The organism is Gardnerella sp. DNF01144 (assembly GCF_049244245.1).
Taxonomy (GTDB): Bacteria; Actinomycetota; Actinomycetes; order Actinomycetales; family Bifidobacteriaceae; genus Bifidobacterium; species Bifidobacterium piotii.
The window spans coordinates 106,401-129,233 of sequence record NZ_CP058390.1 but is presented as its reverse complement, the minus strand read 5'-3'; the positions used below and the strand labels follow the sequence as shown (position 1 = coordinate 129,233).

The following is a 22,833-nucleotide window of genomic DNA, read 5'->3' as shown; positions in this document are numbered from 1 at the left end:
CGCAAAACACGCAAATGATATATGCGCAAAACACGCCTAAAACACAAATCAACGTTCTAGTACACACCATACTGTATCTTGTTTCAAGCGGGCGATTAGCTCAGCTGGCTAGAGCGCCACCTTTACACGGTGGATGTCGGGGGTTCGAGTCCCTCATCGCCCACTTTCCGCTTTACAAGTTCTTAAAGAATCTAGATTTTTCCCAGCCTTTATTTTTACTAACGCTTTGTATGCGTCATCCAATGTTTTTACGCTTACAACTTTTAAGCCTTGCGGAATATTCCCAACAACTTCATTGCAATTGCTGTTTGGCGCTAAGAACCATTTAGCTCCGTCTCTTTTTGCAGATATCATCTTTAATCGAATACCGCCAATCGGACCAACTTTCCCAGAGTTATCAATGGTTCCCGTTCCAGCGATTATTTTTCCACCAGCCAAATCTGTGTTTGTAAGCTTGTTCAAAATACCCAAAGCGTACATCATGCCTGCAGAAGGTCCACCAATATCGTCTATATGCAACTTAATTTTTACGTTTTTTACATTCACATTAAGATGATTCTTCGCATAATCCAAAGCCGCCACTTGCGCAGAAGATTGCGAAGAAGCCATTTGCTTATTTGTTTCTTTCTTATAATCGCTTGCGTTTTGATTTACTGGAACAAGAACTTCTCTAGGTAAAACTTGCTTTTTAGAATCAAACCAAGATGCAATCGCATATATATTTGGAATCTCGTAACCTGGTATTCCAGACGTATTTACTGTTACTAAAAGAAGCTTTCCACTTTTTGACGAAGATTTATAGTCAGTATTCTTAACAGCGCCATTTTTAACATTAATCACATATTTTCCAAAAGACTTTCCTAGAACATCTTGAGTTGGCCCAGGTTCTTCAACAACGTATGCACTTGGTAGAAAAAGCGCGATAATCGACATAACTACAATAAATAACCCAACAAAATACCTAAATGACTTAGCGGAAAAATATTCAATAAGATCCCCAACAGTATTTTTAAGAGTAGCGAATATATTTCTATTGATTTTATTAAACACGTACGTAATCTTATTAGACATCTTATTAGGCATAAAATTAATAGTATATGTAAATGTGCATAACCTACACTCTAAAAACCCTCACAAGATGCGGTTTTTGAAAAAATTTGAAAAAGTTATACACATTATTAATTTATTAGCAAAAATCACCATGTATCGAGTAGAATCTTTTATACGTAGTTAAAACTGTATAGTTAAAAACTATGTAAACAAACATAAAATATACGCAAATATATTTAACTTAGGTACAAACTTCATAAGGATTGAATATGAGCGAAGAAGAAATTCACCAATGGCTTGTTAGCTGCTTTGGCCCCGAAGAAGGAGAAAGAGCTTGGTCTAACTTTGAAAATCTTCCTTTTGAAGTTCGCGATGACATTCTTACAAGATGTTCAAACGGAGGCCTTCCATCTCCAGAAGAAGTTCATTCGTTAATGAGTGCCTTTGCCAATGGCGGCTTAAACACGCCTTTTGAGATGACGGAAACACTTAAAGAAGGTCCAATCAATAAAAGACTTGCACAATTGCTTGCTTGCCAAAAAGCAACTGGAGACGGCGGTACAGTAAACGCACAAGTTGCAGATGCAACAAGAAGAGCGCTAAGTGAAGCAAACTTATGGCTAGACGCGAATTGCAATCTAAATCCAGTATCTGGAACCCCCGATGTTCTTTCAAGAGAAGACTGGATTAATGGAACTATAGATTCGTGGATTAAGTTTGCAAATCCTGTTGCCAAATCGGTTAGTAACGCTTTTTCGGATGTTATTGCCGAAAAATTTGGAGAAGACCAAGACTTAGAAGTAGAAGGATTATACGACGGCGTTATGCCAATACCTATGCCAGATGGCGTAAAAAAGCCAGAACAAATGATGAGCCTTCTTGCTAACACGTCTTTTGCAATGCAATTAGGATATGCTGCTGGAAATTTATCTCACGAGATTCGCGGAAGCTTTGATCAAGGTATTTCACTTCTTAAAAACCCTGCAGGCGGTCTTGTTCCTTACAATTGCATAGATTATGCAAAAAAGTGGGGATTAGACATTAACGAAGTTATGAATTATCTAGCATTGCGAGAGCTTGCTCACGCACGATTGTTTGCATCTGCACCTTGGCTTATGCCTCGTTTTGAAGCACTAATAATAAAGTATGCAGCTGGAATTTCGATTGACTTAAGCGCTATGGAAGAACAGCTTAGAGATATTGAAGGAATGAACCCAGAGTCTATTTCGGGAGCTGTTGACTTATGTAATATTGCTCGAAACGATACAGAAGGTCAAAAACAAGCATTAAAAGGATTAGAAACACTTCTTGCACTTAGTGAAGGTTGGGTTGATTGCGTTATTTGGCGTGCTGGAATGGCACACATTCCACACATTGAGCAGCTTAGAGAGATGACTAGGAGAGAACGCGCTGCAGGCGGCCCTTCCGAAATGACTTTCCAAGCTTTAACTGGATTAAAGTTGCGTCCTAGAGCAATGCGCGAAGCTGCTGCAATGTGGGATGCGATTACAAACGAAAAAGGCATTGAGGAACGCGATGCCATGTGGAACCACCCAGATCTTTTGCCAGAATTACCAGATTTTAGCGAAGATAAAGAAGATAATAAGGATAATAAAGATAAAGAAGATAATAAAGACGATACTAATAAAGTAAATGAAAATAACGAAAACAACGAAAACAACACTAATAGTCAAAACAATACGAATAGTCAAAATAGCGATAGTAGTCAAAACAGCGATAACACGACTAAAAAAGAATCTGAACAAACAGATAGCAATAATTTAGCAAACGTTAATCTAGAAGAATTAAGCAAGAATATGCTTGATTTAGAAGATTTTAAGAACAGTGACGATTTAGAGCAAAAACTTAAAGACGTTAATTGGGACGACGAATTAAGTAAATTATTGGCATCTAGCGATAATAACAGCGACACCCAGAACAATAAGCAAGACTCAAACCAAGATTCTAATGCGGACTCTAAAGAAGACTCCGAAGAAGACTCTGGCAAGGATTCTGGCGAAGACTCTGGCACAGATTCTAATCAACAAAAAAGCGACGAATAAAGTCACAAACTAATTTATAAGCTATTTACGTTAGAACAATTGCATAAATGCATTTATTCTAAAAAGTGGCTTACAGACCTTTGCATTCCGTTGCCATAGTCTTTGCAAATTGCATAAGATATGTGCAAGGTTGCTTCTGCGCGCGTTATTGCAACATACATAAGTCTGCGCTCTTCTTCGTCTGCATCTTGAGTTCTATTAACGCTTCCAAATGGCAGTAAGCCTTCGCTGCAGCCGATTAAAAACACGTGCTTAAATTCCAAGCCTTTAGATGCATGAATCGTAGAAATCGTTACAGGAAGTAAAGATTTTTTGATTAAATCTACTTTTTCGCGCTCGCTTTCGCTTTCTTTTGCAAAGTCAATGTCTTTTGCATCGCCACTTTCGACGTATTTTTCTGAATCACTCAAATCGCTAGCGTTTGAATCTTCAAAATTGTTTTCTAAAACATCAATCTGCAAACCAGCATCTTTTCTAACAGAAAAATGTATTCCTAAATCACCCAAAGTTTTGCAAAATATATTCTGTTGAGCATTAGTGCGAGTTAGAATAGCAAAATCTGTAGGGCACGCTTTGCCTGATTTAACAGCATTATAAATTCGTTGAGCAACATCAACAGCTTCGTCGTAATCCGTGTTGTAAACAGTTTTAGTAACGCGAGCGCCACCCTTATTTTTTGACACAAGTCTTAAATAATCACATCTAAAAGCAGACTTAGAAAGAACCCGATTAGCAAGCCCTACAATACGTTCCGTAGATCTGTAATCCGTATTTAGATTAATGTCTGCACAAAGCGGCGCAAACTCGTTAGGAAATTCAAGTAAATCGTAGCTGCTCGCTCCTGCAAAAGAATAGATCGTTTGCGCAGGATCTCCGACAACGCAAATATTTCGATTATTGCCAAGCCAACATTTAAGAAGCTCATGTTGAAGAGGAGAAACATCCTGATACTCGTCAACAGTAACCCAGCCGATTTTGCTACGTATTTTCTCACATGCTTTAGGAAAAGCACGCAAAATGTGGCACGCAAGAAGCAGCAAATCGTTAAAATCAATAAGATTCCTTGTGTTTTTTTCTAACTCGTAAGCTTTATATGTTTCAACAAATTGATTAACGTCTAGAGCTGCAGGAAGATCTCGACTAACGCAAGAATATGCGCGCGCGTAATCATCTGGCGCAATAAGACTAACTTTTGCCCAGTTGATTTCCGCAACAATATCTCTTATTTGCGCAGAAGTCATATCTGCAAAATCTGTGTAATGACTTAATGCTTGCTCAGTAACGCTTTTTGGATCATCCATTATATTTGGAAAAGGAGCTTCGCAAACGTCATTCCAAACTCGTCTTAAATGTTGTAAAGCTGCGGAATGAAAAGTTGCAACAGTTGCATTATTTACGCCTAATTTTTTAAGGCGATTTTGCATTTCTTTAGCAGCTTTTACAGAAAAAGTAACAGCTAAAACGCGATTTTCGTCCCACTCTCCTTTTGCACACGCGTACGCGATTCTTCGTGTAATAGTGCGAGTCTTACCTGCTCCAGCGCATGCAGTAATGCGCACTGGCCCTTGTAACGCCATTGCTGCTTTGCGTTGAGAATCATCTAAACCTTCTAGCAAAGATTGAGCATAATCTTTACCATGATTTTCGTTAGATTCGCGCTTTTTGCTTTCTAAAGACTCTTGAGTAGAAATCATAATTCTATTGTTACAACAATTAAAGAAAAATAAAAGCATAAAACGCTAATGTGGTTAAAGGCTATTTAGCTATATCTCGTTGCTTTGTATTAATGTTGAACTGTGACACAGATAAGCAGATTCAAGTTGGTAGCGCTGGCCTCATCGGTCATGCCAGAAGTACAATTCGCCGGAACGCGCCAAAGCGAGCAGGCAAACGCCACCGATGCCGCTGCTGGCATATCTCATGCTGTTATTCAAGACGTTTCTGGCAGCCTTTACGATATTTTTGTTAGCTCTAACACTAAAGGTCAAAAGCGTTTGCACGACAGAGCACGAGCAGCATGGGTATTGCAAAAAACTAAGGGGCTTGCAGCTCTTGGATTTGCTCACGAAGAAATGCTTAAGTTTGTTCCTGGGTCGCTTTCAAATAAGGCAAATCAAACTAACCAGCAAAACCAAGCAAATCAACAAGATTCTACTAATAATCAAAGTCAAAGCGAATTACATTTTGGCTCCATAGGAGAAGCTGATTTTAACAATCCAACAGTACTTATTTGTAATCATCTAAACGGAAATGCAAGAGAATTAAGTCTTCTTACAACAGATGATTGCGTAAACGCTGGAACGGCAATAGGCGCGATTCATAGACTAAGTCCGTCATTTTTAACTAAAAGCGATTATCCTTCCTTTACTACTGGTCAAATTCGCACGCAATTAACATCTTGGATTAAAAGATTGCGCCAAGCAGGCCATATTCCTACAGAAATAACAGACAATTGGTCTAGAGTTTTAGAAACTGATGGATTATGGTCATTCGACACTTGCCCAGTTCACGGCGGATTCAAAGATGGTGATTTTCTATTTTCTGGCTCCACGATTACAGCTGTAACCAATTGGCAAAGCATGCAAATCAACGATCCTGCTCGCGATTTAGCGTGGATTTTTGCAAAGCTTAACGAGCAGCATAGAAACGCTTTGCTAAGTGCATATGGAAGAATACTTGGGTCTAGATTAGACAGCATGATTATGCTTCGAGCAAATCTTTGGTTGCAAATGGAGCAAGTTGGAGACTTTATTCAAGCTTTGCAACGCGCAGATACAACTGGAATAATGCGATTTAAAGCGCAAGTGGAACGTCTTGCTCACGAGCTTACTCGCATAAATAATTCTAGAGCAGCAAGCGCAAATCAAAACAATAATAGCGCAAATCCAGCGTCTTCTCTTACTGTAGGAGATATTGTTAAAGACGATATTGTTAAAGATAATTCTATTAAAGATGATGTTGTTAAAGACGATACTATATCTTCGGACGCTACTAACGAAAAAACTATTGTAACGCTCAAGCAAGAAGATCAAAAAGATTATAAAGATAATACATACGAACAAACTATAACTATAAACGACAACACTAATTCCACTGAAGCTGCTACTAAAACCTCCACTATTGCAGACGGCTTAGAAACGCAAGTTATAAGCAGCGTTAGTAAATCTAACGATGCAAATAACAATTCAAACAACGAATCCAACAGTAGCAATAATGCTGATGCAGAAAATAGTGATGACGCCAATAGCAAGAATAATGAAGATGATGGTAATAATGAAAATAATGGCAATAAAAATGAAGATTTAGACAAGCCAGCAACGATTATTATTCCAATGCTAAAAGATGCAGAGCTTGCTATTAAAGATGCAAAAAGCAAACTAGAAAACAATACCGAAAACAGCGAAAACAATTAAGGAACAAAAATGAAGGTAACAATTGGCGTTAAGCACGTAAAAGACACTATTAGCTTTGAAAGCGATCAAAGCGAGCAAGATATACAAAACATTATTGAAAGCGCTATTAAAGACGCAAAAGCGATTAATCTTACAGATAAAAACAATCGAAAAATTTTTATTATGGCAGACTCTTTTGCATATGCAATTATAGGAGATACGCCAACTCACACAGTTGGTTTTAACGCGTTTTAACACTGCTAGAACACTTAACACGTTTATAACGTTTTAACAGCGCAATTTTAATTCATCTGGTAATTTAGGATTTTAGAAACAACATTGCAACTTGTTGTTTCTTCTCCGATTTTATTTGGCTTGCCACTTCCATGCCAATCGGAGCCGCCAGTAACAAGCAAATTCAAGTCTTTTGCTAACTCCAATAGTCTTTGTCTTTGCGTTAAAGAGTTGCCACGATGATATACTTCTAATCCATTAAGGCCAACGCTTGCATAGTGTTCTATTTGAGAGTCCGAAAGAATAACAAGATTCCTGCTATAATCCGCAGGATGTGCAATAACGCTTACTCCCCCAGCGTGTTTAATAACTTTAATAACTTCATCAACACTTGGAGATGGCGTTGGAATGTAGTATGGGCCGCGTGGAGCAACAGGACCTGCAAAAGCTTGCGACCTTGTTTCAAAAACGCCTGCAGCAACAAGAGCGTCTGCAATATGCGGGCGACCAATCGTAGTTAGCTCACCTTGTCCTGCTTGAGCAAGAACATCTTGCCAAGTAATCGGAAAATCGTGCGACATAAGGTCAACCATTTTGCGCGTGCGTTCCAATCGGCGTTTTCTTGTAGTTGCAAACATTTCATTAATGCACTCGTCATTTGGATTGTAGTTATAAGCAAGCATGTGAACCGATATATTCCCCTCTACAGATGTTATCTCTGATCCAAAAATAACTGGAAAATCAGCGTTTTTAGCAGCTTCTTCAAAATCATGCCAACCAGCAGTAGTATCGTGATCGCTAATAGCTACTCCACTAAGACCAAGATTTTTAGCTTCATCTACTAATTCTTTTGGAGTTTTAGTGCCATCGGAATATAAAGTATGACAATGCAAATCCCACCCTAAATCTTGCGATTTAGAATCCAAATTAAAATCGTTATTCGCACTACTACCTATTACAGTCATATAATTATCGTAAACTGTGGCATGTAACGTTTTTAAGTCTAAACAATATCTAAATACATTAGCGCTTTGAGGAGTGTTTATGGGTAGCCACAATAATCGCATGAATTCTTGGCGACATTCTGCCGCTTGGGTTTACATGATTATGCTTATTTCATCCGCAATTGCACTTTTAACATCGCTAATACTTTCTTCCGAAACTTTAGCTCTTGCACGCGCACCGCACAAAGCGCTTGGATGCGACGTAAACACCGTTGTTTCGTGCTCTAAAGTGGCTCAATCTTGGCAAGCGGAATTCATAAGATTTGGAGAACTAAGCTTCCCTAATGCTTTCTTTGGAATTGCAGCAGAAAGCGTTTTCGTAACGCTTGCTGTAGTTGGAATAGCAAAAATAAAACTTCCAAAATGGCTAGCAACTTTTAGCTGGATTGGTGGATTATGCGCACTCTTGTACGCTTATTGGCTGTTTACGCAATCTATGTTTGTTATACAAATTCTTTGCCCGTGGTGCCTTGTTTTAATGTTTTGCACAACTTTGCAATTTATGTCACTTACACACGCAACATTTAGTGTGCAAGAGATTGGATTAAAAAATAAGATTTTAAGCGCTTACTACCGACTAAATTACGATTTAATTGTGGATTTGCTTTGGATTTTTGCTCTTGTATTGCTTATTTTAGGCAAATACGGCAATGCCATATTTGCTTAAGTCGCAAGTAAAGTCGCAATTTAATTTTCAATCAGAAATCACCATTAAGTAACGATTGCGATAGCTTAGCAATACGATTACTTGAATCGGAGTTAGTAAGCAGAACACTTCCACTATTTTCGATTGGCGCAAGCAAATCGTTAGATTCTAAAACGCTTTTAAGATGATGAATAGTGCCATCATTACCGTCTACAATCTTCACGCAATCAGGCAAAAACTCACGGAAGTAGCTTTTATAAAACACAAAATGAGTGCATCCTAAAACAACTGAATCAATATTCGTTAAATCGTAAGAATCAAAATACTTGTGCAAAGCGCTCATAACAATATTTTTATTGCCTAAATCGCCATTTTCCACAATTTCTACCAAATCTGGGCACGGTCTAGAAAAAATCTTGTGATTTTGCGTAAAACGATTCATAAGTTCTGCAAACTTGCGTTCTCTAAGAGTTAAAGGCGTAGCTGCAACGATTACGCGCTGAGGCTTGCCGCCACCCAAATCGCAAGCAAGCTTAAGAGCAGGCTCCATGCCAATAATCGGCATATTGTAATGTGCGCGCAAATCTTTTACAGCAGCAGAAGTGGCAGTATTGCAAGCAATTACAACAGCTTTAACATTAAGACTTGCAAAATGCTCAACAATCTTAAAACTAAGATCTCGCACTTCTTGAGGAGTTTTTATGCCATAAGGCGCGTTTGCAGAGTCGCCAAAATAAACAATGCGCTCATTAGGCATAGATGCGTGAAGTTGACGAACTACAGAAATGCCACCAAGCCCTGAGTCAAACACACCAATTGGAGCGCATGAAGTCATAAAAACCTCCTAATAGACTCTTATTATGTTACTTTTTAGCACAAACATAAGCTTTACAAGACGGAGTCAATAAGATTGCGCGTGTAGAAATTCTTAGTGAAACGCAAGCAGTGGCAGAGATAAACCTAGTAGCTAAGTACCACGGGTTTACCAATGCCCACTGCGCTGCGCACATATGGAGCGTCCCCACTAATGCAATGGCGAATTTATGCCCAAAGTGTTGCATGTTTTCTTATAAAACTGACAAATACAAACATGAGTAAATTTGTACTGTTGTTATAACGAATCTATAGGAAGGTATGGAAATCGGAGTGTCGCATCACCTTGCTTTTTCACTTGAAGCGTAGCGCGAATCGACTTGCATGAGCGCTTAAAGCGTAGCGCGCGAATGCACTTCGATTCGCTGAGCCGCTCAAAGCAGAAGCACTGCTTCTGCGCGGCGAAGACGTGAGCGCGCGTAGACCGCGCGAACGATATGACGCATTACACAAATCTGTAGCGTGAAAAAGTGACTCAATGCGATAGCGCTTGCTCAAAGTGGAAAGCTAATACGCTTTCCACGCAAGCGCGACCCCGATTTCGCCTACACTTAGGCGAAATCCGAAGACCAACAAAACGCACGCCACAAAACAAATAAATGCCTAATTGCTTATATATCCAAAATAAAATTGCCTCCGCGCTAACTACATAACGCGAAGGCACACTATACAATACTTAGCTTTTACGCACGCTTAAGACTTACGCTAAGCTCGGTTGCACTAGGATCAGCCTCTGTAACTTCTAAGCTTGTAGCCAAAGTTTCTTCCGCAATCAAGTCACGGAACTGATTAACTTTAGCAACGTCCACAGCTGGCACGCTCAAAGTCAAAGAGATTCTATCGCTAATATCTAAACCGTTCTCCTTGCGAGCATCTTGAACAGCACGAATAGCGTCGCGAGCGTAACCTTCCGCAAGCAAATCGCTAGTCAAAGCAGTGTCAAGCATAACGAAACCGCCAGTTGGCATTGCAGCAGAAGCAGTATTTGCAGCCACTTGAGCATCCGAAGACTCAACGCGATTTACAAGCTCATATTCGCCTTGTTCAAGCGCAACTTCGCCATTTGGAGTATTAACAACAGGAACACCAGAGCCGTCAACACGCCAATCACCACTCTTCGAAGCCTTAATAGCAAATTGCACCTGCTTACCCAAACGAGGACCAGCTGCGCGCGCATTCACCTTAAGCTCGTGAACAATCTTCAAACCGTGGTCGCCTGCATCTTCCAAAGTGCAGAATGTAACATTCTTAACGTTAAGCTCGCGCTCAAGCACCTGCTCGTAAGGCTCTACAGCAGCAGTATTTTCTGCAACAACAGTCAAGTTTGCCAACGGCTGACGCACGCGCAACTGTTCTGCCTTACGCAACGAAAGCGTAGAAGAAACAACCTCGCGAACCTTATCCATAGCAGCAACCAAAGCATCGTCGTGAGCAAGAACAGCACCAAGCTCAGTGACTTCGCCAGCCTTAGGGTTCTTCTCGCCATCTGAAAGCATTTGCGGCTCAACCAAATAAGGCCAATCAGCCAAATGCACGGATTCGCCGCCAGTAAGACCACGCCACACAGCCTCCGCTTCCATAGGAGCAAGAGGGGAAATCGTGCGCATAAACACTTCCAACACAGTGTAAAGCGTGTTGAAAGCAGTCTCGTCTTCATTCCAGAATCGGTCACGGCTGCCGCGAATATACCAATTCGTAAGCACGTCAATAAAATCGCCAACTGCCGCGCAAGCATCGCTAATCGCAAACTCGTTCAAGCACTTTTCTACGCGCTCAACAAGCAAACGCGTGCGAGCAAGCAAGTAGCGATCCATGTTACAAAGGCCTGCAACCTCGTCTGCGCGAAGCATACGAGCATCGTAGCCCTTACCACCATTTGCAGCGTTAGCATACAAAGTGAAGAAGTAGTAAGAGCTCCAAACTGGAAGCATAACCTGACGAACCGTATCCCTAATGCCGTCTGCAGTCACAATCAAATTGCCGCCGCGCAAAATTGGCGAAGACATGAGGAACCAGCGCATTGCGTCCGAACCGTATTCGTTGAAAACGCCATTAACATCTGGGTAGTTGCGCAAATGCTTACTCATCTTCTGACCGTCGGAACCAAGCACAATGCCGTGGCAAATCACGTTCTTAAAAGCTGGGCGATCAAATAGAGCCGTAGCCATAATGTGAAGTGTGTAGAACCATCCACGAGTCTGACCAATGTATTCAACGATGTAATCGCATGGGAAGTGCTCTTCGAAGAAGTCCTTATTTTCAAAAGGATAATGGAACTGTGCAAAAGGCATAGAACCAGACTCAAACCAGCAATCGAGAACGTCCGTAATGCGGTGCATTTGCGACTTTCCAGTAGGATCGTCTGGGTTTGGTCGAGTAAGGCGATCGATATACGGGCGATGCATATTAACATTGCCATCGTCGTCGCGAGGATAGTCGCCAAAATCAGCCTTAAGCTCATCCAACGAACCATACACGTCTACGCGCGGATACTTTGGATCGTCACTCACCCACACTGGGATTGGCGAACCCCAGAAGCGATTACGGCTAATCGACCAATCGCGAGCGTTAGAAAGCCACTTACCGAACTGGCCGTCTTTAACGTTTCCAGGAATCCAATTAATCTGCTGATTAAGCTCAAGCAAGCGCTTCTTAATCTTTGTAACAGAAACAAACCAGCTAGAAACAGGCTTGTAAATAAGCGGAGTTGCGCAACGCCAGCAATGAGGATAGCTGTGCACGTAGCTTTTTTCTTGGAATAGCAACGCGCGCTGATCTTCTGGCATCTTGGCAAGCGGGCCGTCTCCTGCACGCAAGTTGCGCAAAATTGGCAAGTTGGCATCGAAAACGTACAAGCCTTCGTAATCTGGGCAGTCGCTTGTAAACTTGCATCCTGCGTCGAGCACGTCAACGCTGCGAATCTCGTGCGCGTTAAGCGTGTTCATATCGTCCTCGCCGTAAGGAGCTTGGTGAACAAGGCCAGTACCTTCTGCAGTGTCAACATAATCTGCTGTAAAAATCGTAAAAGCATTAGGACCAGGAGTACCACCTTCGGCGAGCGCAGATTCGCTTGCAAAGTATGGGAACACTGGGTAGTAACGCCAGCCTGCCATTTCAGCGCCCTTAAGCTCGCGCACAACCTCGTAATTTTCGCCAAGTTCCTTAGTGTAAGATCCAAGCAAAGGCTTGCCAATGTAGAACTTTTTACCAGCAAACTTGCCTTCGGTTGGACGAACTTCCACGTAATCAATGTCTGCGCCAACTACGATTGCGAAGTTTGTTGGAACTGTCCAAGGAGTGGTGGTCCAGAATACTGCGTAAGCGTCATCTTCGTCTCGAAGCTTAACAGCAACGGAAACAGTGGTATCCTGGCGATTCTGGTACACATCCGCATCCATGCGAAGCTCGTGCGCACTAAGTGGAGTCTGGTCCTTTGGGCAGTACGGAAGAACGCGGTAACCCTTATAAGCTAAGCCCTTATCGTAAAGCTGCTTAAACGCCCACATTACGGATTCCATGTATGGAATGTTCAGCGTCTTGTAACCGCGCTCGAAATCAACCCAGCGAGCCTGACGATGCACGTAGTTTTGCCACTCGTTTGTGTACTTCAAAACACTGGCGCGGCAAGCATCGTTGAACTTTGCGATGCCCATTTTTTCGATTTGATCAACAGACTCGATGCCAAGCTCTTTCTGCGCTTCCAACTCTGCAGGAAGACCGTGAGTATCCCAGCCAAAAACGCGGTTTACTTTGCGTCCGCGCATAGTCTGATAGCGCGGAACCACGTCTTTTGCATAACCTGTAAGAAGGTGACCGTAGTGAGGAAGACCGTTTGCGAATGGAGGGCCATCGAAGAACACGAACTCGTTTTGGCTACCCTTGCCAGACGGGCGGTATTCGATTGACTTGCGGAAAGTGTTATTTGCATCCCAGTATTGAAGAACGGACTCTTCAAGCTTTGGGAAGGAAGGATTCGGTGCAACTTGCGCGGCGGCGTTTTCTTGCGTTGATACAGAAACACTTGCCTTTGGATATACGTTATTTGCGCATGACTTTTCGGACGCGTTTGCTGCTGGATTAGTGGATTCGCTCACTGTGCTCTCCTCGCTCAACAGGGTTAATATTTCCCTGCGAGGACGACAGTTATTGCCGCGGTACCACCTCGCTTGCTGCAAAATGCTTATGCAACGTTTGCAGCCTCTCGTGTTTGGCTATACGGGCCAACCCCGTCGGTTCTAATAAGCGAGAACCTTACGAATCCTCGCCGTTCTTCCGAAAACTCCCCGCCGATAACGGATCATCGCTTAAGTTAGAAATAATCTAACACTATCCCCTAACATTGGCAACTTTCAAAATATCATTGATGCACATTATGAAATAAATTATTATGAGATCCTATTCGCACAAACCTAATAATAGGAACATTATATCGATAATTATAAATGAGAATTACATCAAATTTTCCTTCTTGCAAATGCAATTCCCAATATCCACTGTACATTCCACGAGGATGACTCAATTGGTGTGGATTGTAAGATTCAGGAACTCCTTCAAATTCATAAATACTATCGATTAAGTCCTCTAATTCTTGTTTAATTAACGGATTATCTCGAAGCAACTTCCGTAAATCTGCTTGAAATTGAGTATCAAAAATAATATTCATTACATATTATCCAAAAATGCTTTAGCTTCATTAGCATTACTAAAAACAATGCCATCTTCAGCAATTTTGCCATTGATAATTTTGTTAGTATGATTCATAGCTTTAAGCGTTGCTTCATTGGGAACAGACGTAACGAGCGAAGGACTAATAGGTAGAGCTTGTTCACGCACTGCCTGCTTAAGAAACATGTTTAACGCAGTAGACATATCAAGACCTAAAGCATTAAATAAAACTTCTGCATCTTGTTTAGTTTTCTCATCTGTTCTGAAATTAATTCTTGCTACCGTAGAAACAACCATAAACACACCCCTCATTGTCATAATTACGTATAATATACGTCTATTATACACACGCATGACACTTGCAGCGAATAAGTAATAAAAAGTGCCCCGAATCAGAATCGAACTGACGACACCCACTTTAGGAGAGTGGTGCTCTATCCACTGAGCTACCGAGGCAGTTTAGTTGATTGCAGCGCACAACACGCAAAACGAAACATGCGCACGCTTCTTGCAAAGCAACAAATGGCAATTATACACCATGGCGTGGTTTACGCGCTATAACGCGCTCAAGATTCACGATTCAAGATTTGATTGCGTTCCAGCAGTTGCTGCTGTAGCCGACTGCTCCGCTTGAGCCGCGTCCAACTTAGCGCGAACCGATGCAAGCAAGCCCTGCGCACGCTTTGCTAACGCCTCTCCAAGCTCCCATTGATGCATAGACTGATCTAAAGTCAAACCGCCAGCCTCAAGCGCTTTAACAGCTTGCACAAGCTTTTCGCGCGCCTCTTCGTAAGGCATTGCGTCAATCGCAGCTCGCTCTTCGCTGCTAAGCGTGCTAATCGCATCAACTTTTGCACCATTTTCGCGCGTAGTTTCGTCACTCATAATCATCCTTTTCTAATTTTTATTTAAAACTTTTTTTATTTTACGATTTTACGATTTTACGATTTTACGACTTTACAACTTTACGACTTTTCTACAGAAGTAACATTAGCTGTGATCAAGCCACTTTTAAGAGTAACTGTTATATCGTCGCCAGTTTTTACACGACTAGAATCGTCCAACACTTTCCCGCCGCTAATTTGCACAACCGCGTAACCGCGATTAAGCGTTGATTGCGGGCTAAGAGCTGTAATGCTGGCATGTGCCTTTTCAACAGTCAAACTAGCGTCGTCCAGCAACCGCACCAAACCATGCCTCATGCGTTCAATTGCTTGCTGAACAAACAACTCGTGCGGCTCCAACATAGTGGTTGGCTGAGTAATACTTGGCCTGTTTGCGTAGCCTTCAATAAGCTGAATCTCGTTGCTAACTCGCGCAGAAATCCTCATGCGCGCGTGTTGCAAGGCGTTATCAATCAACTGCCATTGCTCGTTAACATCTGGAACAACACGCTTTGCTGCATCTGTAGGCGTAGAAGCTCGCATATCTGCCGCCAAATCAATCAGCGTCCAATCGTCTTCGTGACCAATCGCAGAAACAATCGGAGTTACGCAAGCAGCCGTAGCGCGAACCACGCCCTCGTCAGAAAATCCAATCAAATCTTCAAAACTACCGCCGCCGCGCGCAACAATAATCACATCAACCTCTGGGTCTGCGTCTAGCTGCTTAATGGCAGCAATAACGTCCGCTGGGCATTGCACACCCTGAACATGCGCGTGAACCACCTTAAAACGCGTTACAGGCCATCGCAAATTGACGTTTGTAATAACATCTCCCTCGGCTCGAGCTTGAGGCGCACACACCAGTCCAATGCACTTTGGAAACTCGGGCAGCGGCACCTTATTTTCCGCGTCGAACAAGCCTTCGCCTTTAAGCTTTTTGCGCAACTCGTCTATTTGCGCTTTTAAGTCGCCAGCACCAACACGCCTAATTTCATCGGCAACAAAGCTCAATCGTGTTGCTTTTACCCAAATATCTGCCTTGCCGTGAACAACTACCCTATCGCCCTGCCGCAAATCTTTCGCTTGCTGAACAAACTTGCTAAAGCCCATTATGGAGATTGAAACGTCTTCGTTGCTGTCTCTAAGCGTTACGTAGCCAGACGTAGACCTTCTCATGTTGATTTCAACAATCTGACCTTCTACCCAAGCCGCAGGCCACTTTTCTACAGCACCATGGAACTTTTGGCTTATAACGCTTACTGGCCAAGGATTTTCTGCACTTGTTTCGCTTGCACGCAAAGGTAGCGTGCGATTAGATTGCGCTTTAGGCTGCAACTCTGAGCCTTGATGCTCATTTTGCAATTCTTGCAACACCATACTTAATGTCATGCTTACAGCTTGACTGTTAAGAAGGACAAACATGCAAACACGCCAATTTAACAAATGAACATACAAAACATAAAGCGCACTAACCAAATATTCCCCATGCTGTTACACATGGGGAATATAACTATTTAGACTTAAAGGTAACTAGTTAACACTTTACATGCGCATTTTGCGAACAAAAAGTGCAAAAGTGCCACTTAGCAGTAACAAAGCCAATGTAGCCAGTGTGAATACTATTCCAGCACCAGTCACACCTAACTTTGAAAGCATTCCCTCTGTATTAGTGTTCTTTGAAGAAGACAATGAGTTACTTAAGGAAGAATTAGCATTATTATTAGCATTCTTACTATTGCCATTAACATTGCTATTAGCATTACCATTAGCACCTGCATATGCTCCCGAGTTAGTCTCAGAACCATTTACCTCATTATTATCTGCAATATTACTTACAGATTCATAATCTTCATCACTAGACGCAAAAGTAAATCCATAATGACTTTCAGAATGTATCAAGTTATATTCTGCAATAGTCTCATCGAATGAAGTTGCATTAGCTGGAATAACCCACACATTAGTCCAAGCAATTTGTAATCCTCTGTTATCAATAAGAACAATTGTATGTTTACCCGAATATCCTTCTGGAATCTCAGCATAAAAATGAGGCTGACCTTTATCATCCAAAACAACCTTTACGTAGCTAGCACCATCTTTGCCATGCAACAAAACAGGAAGAGAATAAATGTACGCATATGCATATACAACTTTATTCTTCTTAAGCTGCTCAATAATGTCACTATTTTGGCTAAGTCGAAGCTTCATAGGATTTTCGACACCTGCACGAGCAACATTGTTTTCATATTTACCAACTAAAAGATTGCTCTTAAGAGCTTTTGTTAATTCAACAACACTCTTAGGAGCTGCTGGAACATGAGCGTTTGCATCTGGAGGAGCAGGAATTTCTTGCTTCTTTGGAACATTTGGATTCACATTATGACCAGGCACATCTGGCTTAGAATGATCAGGCTTAACTGGTTCAGCATGCTTCTTTTTAACAAACGGAATGGAAGTTCGCTGATTATCACCAGCAGCTGAGTTTCCAGCATAATCAATAGCTTCTACGCGAAGAATATGATTACCTTCTGCCAGATCTTTAGCATGAATGACTGCCTTTAATTCCAAATGATCCTTTTCAGGTTTATCTACTTCAGTATAGGAACTATATCCTTGAGTTAACGAAAGCAACGTGCTCTCTACAGGATGAGGAGCTAAATTCGTATTAGAAACAGCACCGATTGGCTTGTCATCAACATATGCAGCTACAGATTTAAGATTTGCATCTTTAGCTTTTACAGCAACAGTATAGTCACCTTCTACTGATTCACCGTCTTTCATGCTCACATCTACAGTTGGATTTGTTTTATCAACAACAACTGGAATGGAACCATAAACAGATGAATTAACCTTGTCTTCAAGCTCAAGAAAAACATGATCTCCATCTTCTACATCAACATCACGCTCAAATTCTTTTTTGTTTGCTTCTGGGCCATCACCATTTTCCAGAGAAGTAAACTCTGCAACAACAGAATGATTGATAGAAAGCCTATATCCAGAAGCGTTATCTTGAGCACTACCCTTAAACTTTACGGTATCTTTGTTTGTAAACAATGTATGACCATATAATTGTGGATTAACAAAAGTAGCTTTTGGAGCTTCTTTATCAAACAAGAAAGCAACTGCAAAATCCATAAGCTTATTACCATCAGCAGTTTTTACAACAGCACGGAAATCATTAATTCCAGTATGCATTGGCAAATCAATAGAGAAACTATGCGCTTGACTGTCTATCTTTGCAGCAATAGCTGACTCTAACATATACTTGCCATCTTTATTAAGACGCGTAGAAGGAGTAAATTCTACACTCTTTATATCTGGACCAACAGTACCTTGCAAAGTAAAGGAGTCTAAGCTTGGTCCTGCAGTAATAGGATTAATCATCCAAATATTTGCTCCAAGTGGAGTTACATTACTTGGATAGAACACGCCATTGCTTACTTCCATAAAGTTCGGCTCGTTACGGCCTTGAAGCTTAACAGACTTAATTTTAAGATTCTGACCATTACTTGCGCAGAGAGTAACCTGATACGCCTTAGCAGAAGGCTTTACTGTTACTTCAAATGTTCCATCCGAATTAATCGTTACTGGATCCTCTTTTGTCTCAGTGTCATCTACATCATCAGCAGATTCGCTGCTTGAATTAGAAGAACCAGGATCAGTAGAACCAGCTGCTTGCTTCACTTTATCCACTTGGTAACGAATTGTTAGCTCAAGCTTTTGCTTAGGTTGTGAACTATCTTTTACTTTGCCTTTTACAGTTACACTACCATCACTCAAAACAGGCAAACTTCCATCACTATCGCCACTATCCGTATTAGTAACACTAATACGCGGACGCTCTGGATTGTATGTTAACGTAAACTCTTCGCTAGCTATTTGCGTTTTGCATTTATCATCAGAGAATCCAAGCACCTTTACAGTGTTTTCACCACGTACTATTTTTATATTACTAGCAGTAAACTTTGGTGCTTTATTTAAATTCACTTTAACTGTTGTTTTAACAATTGATCCATCGTATTTCTTGTAACTTGCTAGAACTTTCATGGATTTAACATCATCAGAAACATAACCTTCAAGATTTAACTTATTGTCATGCACTACAGATGTTCCAACCATCTTCCCGTCCATTTCCTTTCGACGAGAAATGAAGATTTTATGATCTTTATTAGCAAACACTTTAACTACACGAGTTCCATTCATTCCTGCGTCTTTAGCAACAACAGAAATAAATGGCGTTGTGTTACCAACATTTATTTTGCACACGCGCTTATGATGTACTTTATCTAAAGTGCAACCAGTTGCATCATCATACTTAAATACATCATCATCACCAACACGGCGAATAACTGGAAGACCAGGATCTTCACTTAAGTTATCACTTAAAGTGATTGTTACAACGCCATTAGAATCACGGTCGGAAACATTCACATTAGGACCATGCGTATCTAGAGCAAACTTCATGTCGTAGTTTTGCCACTGAAAGCCTTTGCCCAAACGAGCTTGAATGCGATACACGTAATTTCCATCCTCAAACCGCACAAACTGCGCGATTTTCGGATCATAACGCTTACCATCAAAACGACCATTCACACCTTCATGGCCCATTGAATCTGCTGCAGAAGGCAAAGTAGGTCTAGAAACATTGTGGTCTTCACCTAAAACTCGTAATACCTTGCTTGCATTTTCATCCATAATCTCGTAGCGAATATCTGCCGCACTACGCAATAATGGCACATATGGTGTGATTAAATCATACCATCCATCATCATTAGGTGAGAACATGAATCGTTTAGATCCATTTATCTTAACTTGCATACTTCCGTCTGCTGAATCAGACATAAGGGCAGTAGTTGAATCAATTTCACCATTACTTTCATCGGAAGACTGGTTCGGAGCTGCAGGAGAAGGATTTTGTGCAGGATTAACAGGCTTAGCTGGTTTATCAGCATTCTTATACTTTTCACCAGGTTTAACCAAAATCTGCTCAGCATTCCAATTACCAACAAAACCAAGATATGGAACAGACAAATCAGGCTGACCTTTAGTCTTAGACTTTAAGCAAGCCCATCCTTCAATGTAATGGTTTTCCCCATATTGAGGATTCAATGTGAAAGTAATATCAACTGTTTTACCAGCCTCTACAATTACGGAAGACTTATCTGCAGTTAATGTTTCTTTATCGTTCACAAATGTGGATGTTTTTTCACCAGGTTTATTTGTCTCGTTTACAACAACCTGATTCGGTATGCTATATTTAACATTCTCAGAACCATAATTGTGCAATGTTACATTAAACTTGCGTTCACCCTGCTTTAACTCATAAAGAGAAGCATATGCTTTACTTTCATTGCTGCGACTATCTTTAGTAGTTGCAACAACATCCGTCTTAATGGCTTTGTCGAGCTGCGCTAAACCAGCGCCAATTTGTCTAGGAGCATACGGAACTTTTTTATTACCATCATCCCGAGTAAGAATCTTAGCTGTATTCATCAACACTTGCTCAATACGATCAACTAATTCAGAAGGTTTAAGTTCTTTGCCCTTAAAACGCTTTTTATAATTTTCCATCAGCAGAGCAGAAAGACCTGATATATTTGGGGCTGCCATAGAAGTACCAGACATACTTCTGTACTTATTATCATTCTGAGTAGACCACACATTCCCACCAATACCAGAAATATGAGGCTTAAAATTAAGATCTGGAGTTGGACCCCAAGACGTAAATCTAGATGGCTTTAACGAATCTGGGTTAGCAATAGCAACGAAATCATTGGTGAAAGTTACTTCCACTTTTCCATTATTCTTTTTGATTGCTTGATAGATTGCCTCACCATCTTCATAGCGTATTGATGTTACAAAAACATCTTTAATCTTATCGACGCCTGCCATATCTAGGAATTGAGTAGGATCATCCTTTACATTGTATACAACAACACCTTCAGCACCTTTTTCTTTTGCGTTATTAACTTTTTCTGTAAACGCAATATCTCCGCGTTTAACTAATGCATATTTACCCTTTAAGTTAAGGTCTTTAACATCATCTTTTTTACCAAGGTTAATATCAACAATTTCATGTGATTTTCCATCAGCTACACCTGTAGAAAGTGAGTAAGGAAAATCATTTTTCTTAGCATCATTAGAACCAGAGTTTGTAGCAGATGCATTATTAACAAACCATTGCGCCTTGGTTTGTGTAACTTTTGAATTTTCAACAGAAGCAACACTAAAAGCATCTGGGAAGGAAGATGGAGACCCCAAAGTGCCATCATCCCATTTTCCAAACACATCATCTAATCCACCAGAATTCGAGAAGTTCAATCCAGAATTTCCAGCCGAAACAACAGGCAACACTCCAGCTTTTCTAGCCTTCATTAACGCTAACGCAGCAATACTTGAAGTAGAATCAAGTCCATTATCGGAGCCAATAGACATGTTTATAACGTCGGCACCAAGCTTAACAGAATCTTCTATAGCTGCCACAACATCCGCATCACGGCATCCAGGCATATCTGGGTTGTTAGAAAACACTTTCATAGCAAGCAGCTGCGCATTAGGAGCTATGCCATTAACACGATGATTGCTAGCTGCAGGAGCATTTTCTTCATCTCCATTAGCTCCAACAATTCCAGCAACATGCATGCCATGCTGTTCAGCATGATTATCTTTCACTTCATTAGTTTCATCTGCATAATTAAATCCTGCAGGAACTTTATCTGTAAATCCTGGTTGTGGATTTAACTTTTTTGCACTTTTAGCAGATGAATCCAGCTTCATATCTTTACTGTTAATATCAATTCCAGTATCGATTATTGAAACCAACATGCCAGTACCATCTAAGTTTTTATTACTTTCTCGGAAAGCCTGCGTAAGACCCTGAAGCTCACGAGCAAAATTTTCCAGCGGATAATATAAACGCTCTTTTTCTACAGATCTAACTTCTGGCTCATGGCGTAAAGCTTGCATACGGTTTGCTGGAATTGTTGCTTCAAAGCAATTCATTAAATATCCAAGCTGACGTCGAACACTCATATTGTACTTTTTACGCCATTTATCAATTAAACGATTTTGCTCATCTTTATTTGATTTTTCCGATGCAACTGAAGGACGACTCGGCTGCTTACGCAGAGTAACAATAACAGCAATAGGCTTATTGGGCACGCTAGCACTGTTCTTTATAGCATATTTTTCAAGCAATGCAGCTTTATTTGAATCTAAGTATAAATTCTCATATCTAGTAAGCTTATGGCTTACAGAGTTATTTTTATACATTCTAAACTGATTTTTAATAGAAGATGCATTTGCATCATTTACATAAGCACTGTTATTACTAACTGAATTCTTAGTATCCGCAGCATTTGCTGCACCAAATGGAGCAATAAGGGTTGCTGTAGCAACTCCTAATGCAGCTAAGCGAGTTAAATATGATGCTCTTTTGAACTTCATAAATACGCTCTCCTTCAATGAAATACTTATAAAATATTTTTCACAAGCCTAGCATTGAGTAAAATAAAAAAAAACATAAATATGTAAATTTTTATGCATAAACAGTTAACAAATACGAATCAACCCGCAAAGAACGGCGGAATATAGCCATTTCTAAAGAGAAAATTTTTCAGAACTGCGTTGATTATACAACTATAAATTAACATGTTGTTCACACAAAAGATTGAAAAACTCGTTTTTTGTTACTATTTTCTATAAATATTGCTTATATTTATAAACATATGTTACTTTAGATAAACTTCTTATCGAAATTTTTCCGAAATATAAAATGTGAAACCAAAAAAGCGTTATAGCACTAATAACAAAACACGACACGCCGTAACTTGCAAATAAAGCGATTCTGAGTATAGTTATTACTCGGCTCAAGAAAACGCCAACGCCCCTTTAGCTCAGTTGGCTAGAGCAGCTGACTCTTAATCAGCGTGTCCAGGGTTCGAATCCCTGAGGGGGCACAAACAAAACCCAAGCTTTGCGGCTTGGGTTTTTTCGTATTTAGGCACATCTCCTACTGCCTACCTG

At 40.7% G+C, this 22,833-nt stretch carries 14 protein-coding genes and 3 tRNA genes; 6 read left to right on the top strand and 11 right to left on the bottom strand.

Going from position 1 to position 22,833, the window contains the following annotated elements; all coding sequences use genetic code 11:
* Positions 1-89 precede the first annotated feature (89 nt).
* Positions 90-163 (top strand) — tRNA-Val (locus tag HXT36_RS00460).
* On the opposite strand, the gene HXT36_RS00455 is transcribed toward HXT36_RS00460, so the two are convergent.
* Complete coding sequence (locus HXT36_RS00455) at positions 154-1,071, bottom strand: PDZ domain-containing protein (protein ID WP_421779255.1); 918 nt, start codon at positions 1,069-1,071, stop codon at positions 154-156. The two genes, HXT36_RS00460 and HXT36_RS00455, sit on opposite strands and share 10 nt — an antisense overlap.
* 248 nt (positions 1,072-1,319) lie before the next feature.
* Here HXT36_RS00455 and HXT36_RS00450 point away from each other — a divergent pair, with 248 nt between their 5' ends.
* On the top strand, positions 1,320-3,113 hold the full coding sequence (locus HXT36_RS00450; protein WP_421778828.1) for a zinc-dependent metalloprotease: 1,794 nt from the start codon (positions 1,320-1,322) through the stop codon (positions 3,111-3,113).
* Positions 3,114-3,166: 53 nt separating this feature from the next.
* On the opposite strand, the gene HXT36_RS00445 is transcribed toward HXT36_RS00450, so the two are convergent.
* Positions 3,167-4,807: an ATP-dependent helicase gene (locus HXT36_RS00445; protein WP_421778827.1), complete on the bottom strand. Its 1,641-nt coding sequence runs from the start codon at positions 4,805-4,807 to the stop codon at positions 3,167-3,169.
* 150 nt (positions 4,808-4,957) lie between these two features.
* Between HXT36_RS00445 and HXT36_RS00440 the strand changes: the two genes are divergently transcribed.
* Positions 4,958-6,526, top strand: coding sequence for a phosphotransferase (locus HXT36_RS00440; protein WP_421778826.1), 1,569 nt, complete (start codon positions 4,958-4,960; stop codon positions 6,524-6,526).
* A 9-nt stretch (positions 6,527-6,535) separates the two neighbouring features.
* Positions 6,536-6,760, top strand: a complete 225-nt coding sequence (locus HXT36_RS00435) for a DUF3107 domain-containing protein (RefSeq protein WP_020758939.1) — start codon at positions 6,536-6,538, stop codon at positions 6,758-6,760.
* 47 nt (positions 6,761-6,807) lie between these two features.
* Here the strand turns inward: HXT36_RS00435 and HXT36_RS00430 are convergent, their stop codons facing one another.
* On the bottom strand, positions 6,808-7,704 hold the full coding sequence (locus HXT36_RS00430; protein WP_016787355.1) for a PHP domain-containing protein: 897 nt from the start codon (positions 7,702-7,704) through the stop codon (positions 6,808-6,810).
* A gap of 79 nt (positions 7,705-7,783) precedes the next feature.
* Here HXT36_RS00430 and HXT36_RS00425 point away from each other — a divergent pair, with 79 nt between their 5' ends.
* Entirely contained in the window at positions 7,784-8,410 is a 627-nt protein-coding gene (locus HXT36_RS00425) for a vitamin K epoxide reductase family protein (RefSeq protein WP_415680728.1), read from the top strand.
* 31 nt (positions 8,411-8,441) lie between these two features.
* Here the strand turns inward: HXT36_RS00425 and murI are convergent, their stop codons facing one another.
* The 8 genes from murI to HXT36_RS00385 all read right to left on the bottom strand — a co-directional run bounded on the left by murI (position 8,442) and on the right by HXT36_RS00385 (position 22,254).
* A complete protein-coding gene (murI, locus tag HXT36_RS00420; protein WP_421778825.1) occupies positions 8,442-9,224 on the bottom strand; it encodes a glutamate racemase in 783 nt (260 codons plus the stop codon).
* Between the two features lie 721 nt (positions 9,225-9,945).
* Positions 9,946-13,356, bottom strand: coding sequence for a mupirocin-resistant isoleucine--tRNA ligase (ileS, locus tag HXT36_RS00415; RefSeq protein ID WP_421778824.1), 3,411 nt, complete (start codon positions 13,354-13,356; stop codon positions 9,946-9,948).
* Between the two features lie 263 nt (positions 13,357-13,619).
* Entirely contained in the window at positions 13,620-13,925 is a 306-nt protein-coding gene (locus HXT36_RS00410; RefSeq protein WP_016635844.1) for a type II toxin-antitoxin system mRNA interferase toxin, RelE/StbE family, read from the bottom strand.
* Positions 13,925-14,224, bottom strand: a complete 300-nt coding sequence (locus tag HXT36_RS00405; RefSeq protein WP_421778823.1) for a type II toxin-antitoxin system RelB/DinJ family antitoxin — start codon at positions 14,222-14,224, stop codon at positions 13,925-13,927. The genes HXT36_RS00410 and HXT36_RS00405 overlap by 1 nt, the downstream gene beginning before the upstream one ends.
* Before the next feature lie 86 nt (positions 14,225-14,310).
* Positions 14,311-14,383 (bottom strand) — tRNA-Arg (locus HXT36_RS00400).
* A gap of 117 nt (positions 14,384-14,500) precedes the next feature.
* Positions 14,501-14,812 (bottom strand): exodeoxyribonuclease VII small subunit, encoded by a 312-nt coding sequence (locus HXT36_RS00395; protein WP_032817070.1) that lies wholly within the window; start codon positions 14,810-14,812, stop codon positions 14,501-14,503.
* A gap of 80 nt (positions 14,813-14,892) precedes the next feature.
* Positions 14,893-16,233, bottom strand: a complete 1,341-nt coding sequence (gene xseA / locus HXT36_RS00390) for an exodeoxyribonuclease VII large subunit (RefSeq protein ID WP_116438739.1) — start codon at positions 16,231-16,233, stop codon at positions 14,893-14,895.
* Positions 16,234-16,353: 120 nt separating this feature from the next.
* Positions 16,354-22,254, bottom strand: a complete 5,901-nt coding sequence (locus tag HXT36_RS00385) for a S8 family serine peptidase (RefSeq protein ID WP_421778822.1) — start codon at positions 22,252-22,254, stop codon at positions 16,354-16,356.
* 438 nt (positions 22,255-22,692) lie between these two features.
* Here HXT36_RS00385 and HXT36_RS00380 point away from each other — a divergent pair.
* A tRNA-Lys gene (locus HXT36_RS00380) sits at positions 22,693-22,766 on the top strand.
* Positions 22,767-22,833: the final 67 nt, after the last annotated feature.